Genomic DNA, 12,222 nt, shown 5'->3' on the forward strand with positions numbered 1-12,222 from the left:
GCAGAGGATTTACGGAAAAAAATGGGAAGGCTTCGGAAGAAAGCCTTTTTTCGTACTGTAGATCAAGCATAAAATTTATGGAGTTTAGAAAGAAAATTGAAGAATTATTAAATGGATTCCTCGAGACCAGAAAAGATTTATTTCTTACTGATTTAAAGATTTCTGCGGGGGATGATATTACGGTGATTTTAGATGGTGATAATGGAGTTTCTTTGCAGGACTGTCTTGATGCAAGTCGTGCAATAGAGTTCAATATGGATCGCGAAGAGCATGATTTTAGCCTTCAGGTAATGTCTGCTGGATTAAGTGAGCCAATGTCGACTCCAAGGCAATTTAACAAAAATATAGGAAGAGAGATTGAGATTTTACTTGAAGATTCTTCTAAAATTGAGGGTGAATTGTCAAAAGTGGATGAAGAGAAAATCACACTTGTTTTGCGTTACCGTAAACCAAAAGATATTGGAAAAGGTAAGGTAGATGTGGAAGAGGAAAAGGAAATTCCTTACTCTGAGATTAAAAAAGCATTAGTAGTAATTAAATTTTAAAAAGAAAAAAGAATAAATGGATAATATAGCGTTGATTGAATCCTTTGGTGATTTTAAAGACGAAAAGGGGATCAGTAAGATTGATCTTATGGCAATTATTGAAGATTCACTGAAAACTCTTTTAAGAAAGAGATTTGATTCAGATGATCATTTTGATGTAATTGTAAACCCCGATAAAGGAGATTTTCAGATATTTTTAAATAAAACAATTGTTGAGGATGAAATGTCGGAAGATGATGATTTGGAAATTGAGATTTCTGAAGCAAAAAAAATCGACCCGACTTTTGAAGTAGGTGAAGATTTCACGATGGAAATTCCTGTTGCACAATTAGGAAGAAGGAATATTTTAACTTTAAAGCAAATTTTAGCTACAAAACTGCAGGAGCACAATAATGCAATGTTGTATGAGCAGTTCAGAGATAGAATTGGAGAGATTGTAGTTGGAGAGATTCACCATATTCGTCACAAACATGTAATTTTGTTGGATGATGAGGGAAATGAATTTATTTTACCAAAAGAAAATCAGATTCCTTCAGACTTCTTTAAAAAAGGTGAAAATATCAGAGCTATTGTTGAATCAGTAGATTTTAAAGGATCTAAGCCGCAGATCATTATTTCAAGAACTGCACCTAAGTTTCTTGAAAAACTATTGGAGCTTGAAATTCCTGAGATCCAAGATGGAACGATCATGCTGAAAAAAGTAGTAAGGATTCCTGGAGAAAAGGCAAAAATTGCAGTAGATGCTTATGATGATAGAATTGATCCGGTTGGTGCTTGTGTGGGTGTTAAAGGATCCAGAATTCATGGAGTTGTAAGAGAGTTGAAAAATGAGAATATAGATGTTATTCAGTGGTCTAAGAATCCTGAAATTTTAGTGAAAAGAGCATTAGGAAATGTTACTATCAATAAAATTGACATCAATGAGAACAGTAGCTATGCATTAGTTTATACCCCTGTAGAAGAAATTTCTAAGGTAATCGGAAAACAAGGTCAGAATATCAGATTGGCTTCTTGGTTGACAGGATATGAAATTGATGTATATAGAGAGTCTAGCGAGGATGACGATGTTGATTTGAGAGAATTTAATGACGATATCGAGCAGTGGATTTTGGATGAATTTAAGAAAGTAGGTCTTACTACTGCGAAATCGGTATTAGATAAAGATACTGAGAGTCTTTTAAATATGGTTGACTTGGAAGAGGAAACTATTGAAGATGTAAAACGCATTCTGAGAGAAGAATTTGAAGATTAAGATTTTTGAATAAATTTTAACAAAAAGTAAAAAAGAAATACTTTAATTTTAAGAATTAAAAAAATAGTAAATAATATAAATGCCAAAAATAAGATTAAATAAAGCGGTTAAGGAATTCAACATTTCGATGTCCAGATTAGTAGAGTTTTTACAGTCAAAGGATTTCGAGGTTGAAAACAATCCTAACGCTCAATTAGAAGAAGCGGCATATTCTGCATTGGAGGCTGAGTTTGCCAAGGATGGCGAACAACGTAAAGCTTCCCATGAGGTGGTGATCATTAAGGTTCCAGAAGAAAAACTGGAAATTGAAGAAAAGAAAACCCCTGAAGTAATAAGAGCTAAAGCTAATAAACCAGAAACTAAGATTTTAGGTAAAATAGATTTGGATTCTAAAAAACCTGAAGTTGAAGAAACTTCTGATGCTCCTGTTATTCCTGTGGCTCCTGTTGAAGAGAAGAAGGAAGAGGTAGTGCCAGAACCGGAAGCTGAAGTTAAAGCAGCTCCCGAAAAACAGGAATTTAAAGTTCTGGATAAAATTGATTTATCTCAAATAGAAACCAGAAACAGACCTGTTAAAAAAGATAAACCAAAAGTGGAGGAGAAAAAAGCTGAAGAAAAACCAATTGAAGTTGTGAAAGAAACTCCGAAACCAGTTGTTGAAACTGAAAATAAACCAATTGCTGAGGTGAAAGAAGAGCCTAAAAAAAATGATGAGCAGCCTCAAGAGCCTCAGAAAATTGAAACAGTTTATCAAAAATTAGACGGTCCTAAAATTGTTGGTGAGAAAATTGACTTAACTCAATTTGCTCCAAAGCCAAATTCAGGGGCGAAAAAGAAAAGAAAAAGAATAGAAAAACCTGGTGGTCCTAATCAACAGAATACAGGAAACAACCAACAAGGTGGTGGTAATAACAATAACCAGGGAGGCGGTCAGAATCGTCCCCAAGGTCAAGGTGGGCCTGGTGGTAACCGTCCTCAAGGACAAGGTGGGCCAGGTGGAAACCGTCCCCCGGGTCAAAGTGGGCCAGGTGGAAACCGTCCTTATAATAATAACAATCAGGGAAGTCGTCCTCCAGGTCAAGGAGGAGGGTTCAAAAAAGGTCCGGGTGGAAACAATAACAACAGACCTGGGCAGAGAACTATGCCTGTTGAATTAACTGATGAACAAGTTAAGAACCAGATTAAAGAAACCCTTGAGAAATTAACAAATAAAGGAGGTAAATCTAAGTCTGCTAAGCATAGAAAAGATAAGAGAACTTACCGTAGAGAACAAGATGAACGTCAGCAGGAAATTGATGCTCAAGACAGAACATTAAAAGTTACTGAGTTTATTACAGTAGGTGAATTAGCTAGTTTAATGAATGTTTCACCAACGGAAGTTATTTCTGCTTGTTTCTCATTAGGAGTTATGGTAACAATGAACCAAAGACTTGAAGCTGATACGTTGTTATTAGTTGCAGATGAATTTGGTTATAAAATTGAATTCTCAGATGCAGACCTGGAAGAGGTAGAGTCTGAAGAGGATATGGATACAGAGGAGGATCTTTCTCCAAGAGCACCAATTGTAACGGTAATGGGACACGTTGACCACGGTAAAACGTCCCTACTTGACTACATCAGAAAAACAAATGTTATTGCTGGTGAGTCAGGAGGTATTACACAGCATATTGGAGCCTATAACGTGAAACTGGAAAATGGACAAAGAATAACATTCTTAGATACACCGGGTCACGAAGCATTTACTGCAATGAGAGCCAGAGGTGCTCAGATCACGGATATTGCAATTATTGTAATTGCAGCAGATGATGATGTAATGCCTCAAACCAGAGAAGCTATTTCTCACGCACAGGCTGCAGGTGTGCCAATGATTATTGCATTGAATAAAGTTGACAGACCATCTGCAAATCCTGATAATATTCGTCAGCAACTTTCTGGTATGAATATTTTAGTTGAAGAATGGGGTGGTAATGTTCAGGCACAGGAAATTTCAGCAAAGTTTGGTAATAACATGGATGTTCTATTAGAGAAGGTATTACTTCAGGCAGAAATGCTTGATCTAAAAGCTAATCCAGATAGAAATGCTCAAGGTGTTGTTATTGAAGCTTCACTAGATAAAGGAAGAGGGTATGTTGCTACCATGCTTGTACAAACAGGAACTTTAAAAGTTGGTGACTATGTACTGGCAGGTAAAAACCATGGTAAGGTAAAAGCAATGCTTGACGAAAGGGGTAGAAATCTTACGGAAGCAGGTCCATCAATTCCTGTTACTATTTTAGGTTTAGATGGAGCTCCTACTGCAGGTGATAAGTTTAAAGTATATGAAGATGAAGGAGAAGCTAAAACGATCGCTAATAAGAGAGAGCAGCTTCAAAGAGAACTTTCAATAAGAACTAAGAAGCACACTACGCTTGAAGAACTTGGAAGAAGAATTGCACTGGGTGAATTCAAAGAATTGAACATCATCTTAAAAGGTGACGTGGATGGTTCTGTTGAAGCACTTTCAGATCAGTTACAAAGACTTTCTACTGAAGAAATCAGTGTAAATATCTTGCATAAAGGGGTTGGTCAGATCACTGAATCTGATGTGAACCTTGCTACTGCATCAGATGCTATCATTATTGGATTTAATGTTAGAGCTGGTGGTAATGCTAAAGAATTAGCAGATAAAGAAGAGATTGAGATCAGAACATACTCTGTGATCTATGCTGCTATTGATGAGGTTAAAGAAGCAATGGAAGGTATGCTTTCTCCAGAAATTAAAGAACAGGTAATTGGTAATGTTGAGATCAGAGAAGTATTTAAGATTTCGAAGGTTGGAACAATTGCAGGATGTATGGTTCTTTCAGGAAAAGTTACAAGAAGTGGAAAAGTAAGAGTTTTAAGAGATGGTATCGTTAAATTCGACGGTGAACTGGAAAGCTTAAAACGTTTTAAAGATGATGTAAGAGAAGTAACGAAAGGATACGAATGTGGATTGAACTTAAAAGGTTACAATGATATTGAAATTGGTGATATTCTTGAAGTTTATGAAGAAGTTGCCGTTAAGAAAAAGTTGAAATAATTCACTATTTATAGAAAAAGAGACCACTTTACTCAAAGTGGTCTTTTTTGTTTTCAAAAATATAATTTATAATTATTCTAAATAATATTTTTTAAGATGATAAAAATTTGTTAAAAATATTTTGAAAAGTAAAATATTTGTTTTATAAAAAAGACAAATGTTATTTTTTGTTAAATTCAAGTGGTTTTGACAAATTATTAATCGTAATTGAAAGTAAACGGGATATTTACCACGACCTCAAAAACTTGTAAGTGTTAATATTTATTAACATATTTGCTCCCTTAATATATTAAAATTTGTTAATATGAATGTGAAATTACGTGTATTAACAGCTGGTGTTTTGTTTTTTACAGGCCAAGCTGTGATTGCTCAAAAGAAAACCAACGACACTGTGAAGGAAACTCAGATCGAGGAAGTTGTTATGGTAGGGTTTGGGCAAAAAAAGACTGTGCAGGAAATTACAGGAGCTACAAGTACTATGACAGCTAAAGCAATTGAAGATTTGCCAGTTGCTTCTGTTGATAAAATGTTGCAAGGTAGAGTAACCGGGGTTCAAACGGGTAGTGCCTCTGGCCAGCCAGGTGGATTTGCAAATGTTAGAGTTAGAGGGGTATCTTCTATTAATGGGGTAACATCACCTATTTATATTCTTGATGGTGTTAGAATTGCTAATGGAAGCTTAGGTACTGCCAATGGAACGTCTTCTCTTACAAATATTCTAGCTAACTTAAGTCCTGATGATGTAGAAAGTATTACCGTTTTAAAAGATGCAGTTTCTACTGCAGTTTATGGAGCTGATGCTGGGGCTGGTGTAATTGTAATTACTACCAAATCTGGTAAAAAAGGAAAGCCGAGATTTAATTTATCATTTAACAGTGGTTTTAACCAACAAGCTGTTGATATGGCCAGAAACTATACTGCTGGAGAATATAAGACCTATTTAAAGGATATGTTCAATAATTCACTAAACAGCAATTATTCAATTGATCAGATAGGGAGTGGTGCTTTAACCGGTAAGATATCAGCTTCTGCAAATGCACAGGCAATGGGTATTATGAACTCCCCATACGATACTAATTGGTTAGATATTGTAAGAAAGGATGGTTATCAACAAAATACTGATTTCAGTATGTCAGGAGGAAATGATAAGTTCACCTATTATGCCGCTGCCAGCATGTTTGATCAAAACAGTATTATTTTGAATTCTTTCTTTAAAAGATTATCATATACTACAAAATTGAGTTATCAGGCAACTGATAAATTGAAAATCAGTACTGATTTTCAAATCTCACACAGTAAAACCAGAACTTTAAGTGATGGCGGTGGTTTTGCTAACCCAATGTTGGCTCAGTACTTTAACAGGCCAACAGATCCTGCAAGAAATCCAGATGGATCTTGGTATTTGGGTAATCCTGCTAACAGCAGATTAAGTAATAATCAGTTCAACGTAGGTTATTTACTTGAAAATAATTATATCCAGGCTGGGACATTCAGAGCTTTTGCTAACCTAAATGTTGAATACAAGATTCTAAAGAATTTAACTTATAGATTTGTATTCTCTCCTGAATATATCAATGTTGAAGAAGATACCTATTGGAATCCTCTTCATGGAGATGGTTATGGTTACGGTGGATATAAAAGAAGTTCTGTAAACAGATATTTTAACTTTAACGTACAGAATATTTTAGATTATTCTCAGAAATTTGGAAAGCATAATGTAGGAGCATCATTGATTCAGGAAGCCTATAAGACGGACAGAAAATTCTTGATGAATACTGCTATTACAGTAGGTACTCCAACGCTTCAGACCATAAGCAATTTTGTAGTTCCTTATGGTTATTCTGGAACTCAAAATATTACATCAAGATATGGTTATGCGGCAACGGGACACTACGATTATGACAAATTATTATTGTTAGATGCATCATACCGTAGAGACGTTCTATCTCAATTTACTCCAGGTAGTAAAGCAGGTAACTTCTGGTCTGTAGGTGCAGGGGTTGATTTGGCAAGATTAAGCTTTATTAAAGATATGAATGCTATTTCTATGGCTAAATTCAGAGCATCTTATGGTAAATTAGGAAACCAGGTGACTGCTAACCCATATGCTTTGTATTTATATGATGATAATTATAATGACAGTGCTGCAGCAAGATATTATAATATCTATAATCCAAACTTATCTTGGGAAACCGTTAATCCATTTAACGTTGGTATCGATTTAGGATTCTTAAAAAATAGAATTACAGTTACTGCTGAATACTATAACAAGAAAACAAATGACCTGATTTATAACCTACCATTATCTCCATCACAAGGTGCAATTCTTAATGATAATGGAACATTGAGATATGGTGTAATGTTGGACAACGTAGGAACGCTTGTAAATAAAGGTTTTGAATTCGCAGTAAATGCAGATATCTTTAAAGGAGACAGAAATCAAGTAAATTGGTCTGTTGGTGCGAATCTTTCTACTCTTAAAAATGAAGTTACAGAGTTATATGGAGGGACTGTAAATACAGGTACTACAACGCTTAGAGTTGGAGAAGGTGTTCGTACTTTCTTCCTAAGAAAATGGGCGGGAGTAGACCCATCTAATGGTGATCCTCTATGGTATATCAATGGGGTTGACGGTGAAACAACTAACGATTACAATAAAGCACAACAAGCTGTTCAGGGATCATTCCTAAGTACAATATTTGGAGGAGCAAATACGAGCATTTCATATAAAGGATTTGCTTTAGATCTTCAATTTACATATGGATTTGGAGGTAAGATTTACGATAACTGGGCAAATTATACCTATAGTGACGGGCAGTATTCTCTAAATTATCCAGGATATGGGGATGTTATGGGAGATTACTGGACTCCTCAAAATACAAATGCATCAAATCCAAAACCTTTATATGGTGGTAACAAGCGTTCTAATGGAGCTTCTACAAGATATTTGTATGATGCAGATTACATCAGATTAAGTAATGCAAGATTTGGCTACACATTTAAAGGTGACTTCCTTAATGGAACAGGGCTTAACTCAGTACAACTTTATGTAATGGCTAATAATGCATGGACTCATAATTTTGATGATAGATTGAAATTTGATCCAGAGACCAATATTTCAGGAAGTACTAACTTAAGTTTACCTGTGTTAAAGTCTTATTTATTTGGTGTTAATATTAGCTTCTAAAAAAAGAAAAAATGAATAAAATAATAAAAATAGGATTATTGTCAATCGGTGTTGCAATGACTAATGTAGCATGTTCCGATGACTTTGTAGATAGAGAGTTTTTCCAAGAGGTAGAACAAGCCCCTTTAAAGACTGATAATGAAGTTCAGGCGTTTGTTAGAGGAGGATATACGGCTATGCGCTCAAATACTTATTATGGTGCTGACTTCCTGGCTTATGGAGAAGTAAGATCCGATGAAATGATCAGTAATTTAGCGGGTGGATATTATCAGAATGTAATGAACTACACAATGCTTTCTAATGATGCATATGCAGTAGATACATATAATAAAATCTATGAACTAGTAGCTAAAGCGAATATTGTTATTAACACTGATATGGCAACTATTCAGGGAACCGATAATGATAGAAAGAACTCAAGATATGCTCAAGGGCAGGCTTATGCACTTAGAGCTATTGCATTTTTTGATGCTTTTAGATTGTATGGACAAAAATATATTGCTGGAGGTGAGTCTTTAGGAGTAGTACTGCCATTAAAATATGATCCAAAAGCTCGTATGCCAAGAGCTACCATAGCACAAACCGAAGCACAAATCGATGCTGATTTTACTAAAGCATTAGAATTGATGACCGCTAATGGTTCTGCTGGCAATACAGTTAAAACTGAACTTACAATTAATTCTGTAAAAGGATTGATGTCTAGATTTTATCTTTATAAAGGAGATTATGCAAAAGTAAGATCTCTTACAAATGATATTGTTAATAGTGGAGCTTATTCCGTTGCGCCTGCAGCACTATTGCAAGAAACTTTTAGATTCACAATGAACGGAGCCGCTCCTAACTCTATTTTTGAATTGGCTGTTGGTATTAATTCATCATTGTCTACAAGTTCTTACAGACAAAGACTTAACCCTAATGGTTATGGAAATCTTGTAGTAAATGCAGCTACACAAGATGAGTACGCTACTAATGATGTGCGAAAAGCATTTATTACACTAGTAGGAGGACAAAGATTTCTCTCGTACAATTCTAATGCCTCTGGTGTTGGTAAATATACACAAGGAGTTGGTGCTGATAACATCAAAATGCTTCGTTATGAAGAAATTTTGTTAAATGGAGTTGAAGCCGAACTAAACGGAGGTAGCTCTGCACAAGCACTTATTCATTACAATAAAATTATTACTAATAGAGGATTAACCGCAGTTACTTCTGTTGATATGGATATGCTAAGAAAAGAGAGAATGAAAGAGCTACTTGGTGAAGGTCTTAGACAATGGGATTTAAGAAGATGGGGTATTGCAGTTCCAAGACCAGCTGGAGCTAGTACTAACCAAGATCTTAATGCATTCCCTATCCCAAGACAGGAAACGGATCTTACTGGAACGTTGGTTAGACCAAATCCAGGATACGATAACTCTAATTAATTATACTAATTATAGCATTAATTTAAGCCGCTTCTTAATGAAGTGGCTTTTATTTTGTTATTTTTGTTGTAAAATGGTACTATGAAAAAAATACTTTTAATTGCATGTAGCTTCACAATATCATTGATGAATGCTCAGGTCGGTAATGAAAACATATCTTATTCTCCAGGAACTTTTTTTATGAGAGCAAATCGACCAACAACTAAAGAATATGTCATAGAAGGAAGTCCATATATCAATGGTGAAAAATTTGAGAAAGTAATTATAAAAGATTTTAGTAAGAATGTTCAGGATCTTCGTTATAATGCGTATGAAGATGAAATGGAATTTAAAGAAGGTGAAGAAATATATTATGCAAATAAACTAAATAATCTTAAAATACAATTTCCGACACTCAATAAAACTTATAAATCTCTTACTTATACCTACAATGGTAAAACAAAAGCTGGATACTTAGTATTATTAGTCGATAATTTAAAATATTCACTTTATAAAAAAGAAAACATAGAATTGCTAAAGGGAGAGAAAAGCACGAATGCATATACTAAGGATGCTAATGATTATTATGCAAAGGATAAAGACCTGTATCTTATTTTAAAAAACAATAATCAGTTCAATAAATTTCCTAAGAATATATCAGATGCTGCAGAAGCTTTCTCTATAGATAAAAAGGAACTTGAAAATTTTATAAAGTCGAACAAAATCAATTTTGGCAAAGAAGCGGATCTTATAAAGTTAGTTGAGTTTATAAATCAGCATTAATTTATTAAAAAAACATGTACTTTTGTATTTCAAAATTAGCGAATGAAATACCTATTTTTTATAATTATCTTCTTTAGTGGTCTCTCTAATGCACAGGTAGTTAATAAAACAGATTCTAATAGGCTTGAAAAAAAACTGGCAGATACTCTGGTTATTGATTCAGGAAAGAAGGATTCTTTAAAAATATTTAAACCTACTATCAATGATTATCTGTATCAGACCCAATTTTCTGAAAAGAAAATATTTGATACAGTAATGACCTATGATAAAACCTATATCTTTTCACAATATAATAACAAAGATAACTTTGGAAGGGTTCAGTTTCCCAATGTAGGATCTGGATTTAATCCTCTTTCTTATGAGGTAAATGCAGAACAAAATTTATCATTATTACCTTCCAATAAATCATATGGGATTATAGGAATTAGTGATGTTAAATATTATGATGTAAAAACGCCAACGGCCACTTTTATATATCATAATTCAATAAAGAATGGGGCTATTTTGAAATCTACATATACTCAAAATATTGGGAAGCGTTTTAATTTTGCCTTGGAATATATGGGACTTCGGTCGCAAGGTCTTTATAGAAATTCGTTAGCAGCCAATAATAACACTTTGTTCTCGGGACATTACATTAGTAAAAGTGGGAACTATGAATTGTTTGCTCATTACCTACATCAAAATGTGAATAACCAGGAGAATGGAGGGATTGTTGCGGACGATCTTTTTCAAAGTGGAAATAGTGATTTTCGAAACAGGCTCAATGCTGAAGTAAATCTGGCTTCTTCAAGTTCGCAGTTTGGCTATAGGAGATATTACTTAAGTCATCAGTTTACACCTTTTAATTCTGAAAAATTTCCTTTTAGGATAAGACATACTATTTTTAATCAGGGAAATAAATACTATTACACAGAAGGGGCTCTAGAAGGATATTGGTACGATGCTCCATCAGAAATTGTCAGCGGCTTTCCTCTTTCTACCAAGAAATATTCAAATAATCTAAGCAATACGGTGAGTTTGGTTTGGGATAATGAAAAATTTAAGCTAGATGCTGGAGTACGTTATCAAATGCTGAAATTTGGTGCAACGCAGACTACCTTGCCGCTTTCACAAATTCCTAACGAAATTAAAGAAAGCAGAATTGGAGCTGTAGGAAATCTTCAGGTGAAACTTTTAGATAAAATCCAATTAAATTCATTTGTAGAATTTTCAAATGGCAGTCAATTCGGGACTTATCTAAAAACAACAAATAATATAAAATTTGAACCTATTAAAGATTACTTTGTAAATGCTAAAGTAAATTTCCAGAGCACCTATCCTACATTCAATTATCTTTTAAACACTTCAGTATATAATAAATTCAATTATGTTCTGCAGGATGTGAAAAATCAGTCAATCACTGAGATTGGAGGAAATATCAATCTTAAATGGTTTAAAACAGAATTGTTCGTTAACTATTTTAGAATTGATAACTACACCTATCTTGATGCAGCGTCAATGCCAAAGCAAAGTCAAAGCTCATTGAATATCTCTCAGATCGGAGGAGATGCAACATTCAGTTTTGGTAAGTATCATTTAAATACAAGAGTGCAATTTCAGAATGCATTGACAAATAAAGAATTATATCCGATGCCTGGGTTTATAGGAAGAGTTAATTTTTTCTATCAGGCAAAAGCATTTAAAAATGCTGCTGAAATACAAGCTGGTTTGAAAGTTTATTATTTCTCGAAGTTTGCTTCAAGAGAATATTTTCCAATACTTAATGAATACATTTTACCAAGAGCTGATTCATTTTCAATTGGAGGGCAGCCCATTGCCGATATTTACATTAATATGAAAGTGAAAAAAATGTTCTTCTTTGTTGAAGGACAGCAAATTGGCACTCTCATATCATCTAATAAAGCCTATGCATTTCCACATTATCCGGTTTATGACTTCAGATTGAACCTTGGAATTGTTTGGTATTTGTTCAACTAAAAAGCTAAATT

7 protein-coding genes are annotated in these 12,222 nt (G+C 34.2%); all 7 read left to right on the forward strand.

Annotation, left to right across the window (positions count from 1 at the left end; translation table 11 throughout):
- The first annotated feature begins 77 nt into the window (after nucleotides 1–77).
- Nucleotides 78–545 (forward strand): ribosome assembly cofactor RimP, encoded by a 468-nt coding sequence (rimP, locus tag NG806_RS17380; RefSeq protein WP_214830779.1) that lies wholly within the window; start codon nucleotides 78–80, stop codon nucleotides 543–545.
- A 16-nt stretch (nucleotides 546–561) separates the two neighbouring features.
- Nucleotides 562–1,797 carry a transcription termination factor NusA gene (gene nusA / locus NG806_RS17385; protein WP_172282359.1) on the forward strand — a complete coding sequence of 412 codons (1,236 nt, stop codon included), beginning with the start codon at nucleotides 562–564 and terminating at the stop codon, nucleotides 1,795–1,797.
- A 79-nt stretch (nucleotides 1,798–1,876) separates the two neighbouring features.
- A complete protein-coding gene (gene infB, locus NG806_RS17390; protein WP_261510911.1) occupies nucleotides 1,877–4,858 on the forward strand; it encodes a translation initiation factor IF-2 in 2,982 nt (993 codons plus the stop codon).
- A gap of 304 nt (nucleotides 4,859–5,162) precedes the next feature.
- Entirely contained in the window at nucleotides 5,163–8,045 is a 2,883-nt protein-coding gene (locus NG806_RS17395; RefSeq protein ID WP_261510912.1) for a SusC/RagA family TonB-linked outer membrane protein, read from the forward strand.
- A gap of 11 nt (nucleotides 8,046–8,056) precedes the next feature.
- Nucleotides 8,057–9,469, forward strand: a complete 1,413-nt coding sequence (locus tag NG806_RS17400; RefSeq protein ID WP_261510913.1) for a RagB/SusD family nutrient uptake outer membrane protein — start codon at nucleotides 8,057–8,059, stop codon at nucleotides 9,467–9,469.
- 81 nt (nucleotides 9,470–9,550) lie between these two features.
- The gene (locus tag NG806_RS17405; protein ID WP_261510914.1) at nucleotides 9,551–10,231 is read left to right on the forward strand and encodes a hypothetical protein; all 681 of its coding nucleotides are present in this window, start codon (nucleotides 9,551–9,553) and stop codon (nucleotides 10,229–10,231) included.
- A 42-nt stretch (nucleotides 10,232–10,273) separates the two neighbouring features.
- Nucleotides 10,274–12,211, forward strand: coding sequence for a putative porin (locus tag NG806_RS17410; protein ID WP_214830787.1), 1,938 nt, complete (start codon nucleotides 10,274–10,276; stop codon nucleotides 12,209–12,211).
- The last annotated feature ends 11 nt before the right edge of the window (nucleotides 12,212–12,222 follow it).

The sequence above is a fragment of the Chryseobacterium paludis genome, assembly GCF_025403485.1.
Classification (GTDB): domain Bacteria; phylum Bacteroidota; class Bacteroidia; order Flavobacteriales; family Weeksellaceae; genus Chryseobacterium; species Chryseobacterium paludis.

Coding starts and splice junctions, on each gene's coding strand:
- nusA (WP_172282359.1), top strand. CDS start 562: ATGGATAATATAGCGTTGATTGAATCCTTTGGTGATTTTAAAGACGAA.
- rimP (WP_214830779.1), top strand. CDS start 78: ATGGAGTTTAGAAAGAAAATTGAAGAATTATTAAATGGATTCCTCGAG.
- infB (WP_261510911.1), top strand. CDS start 1,877: ATGCCAAAAATAAGATTAAATAAAGCGGTTAAGGAATTCAACATTTCG.
- NG806_RS17410 (WP_214830787.1), top strand. CDS start 10,274: ATGAAATACCTATTTTTTATAATTATCTTCTTTAGTGGTCTCTCTAAT.
- NG806_RS17405 (WP_261510914.1), top strand. CDS start 9,551: ATGAAAAAAATACTTTTAATTGCATGTAGCTTCACAATATCATTGATG.
- NG806_RS17395 (WP_261510912.1), top strand. CDS start 5,163: ATGAATGTGAAATTACGTGTATTAACAGCTGGTGTTTTGTTTTTTACA.
- NG806_RS17400 (WP_261510913.1), top strand. CDS start 8,057: ATGAATAAAATAATAAAAATAGGATTATTGTCAATCGGTGTTGCAATG.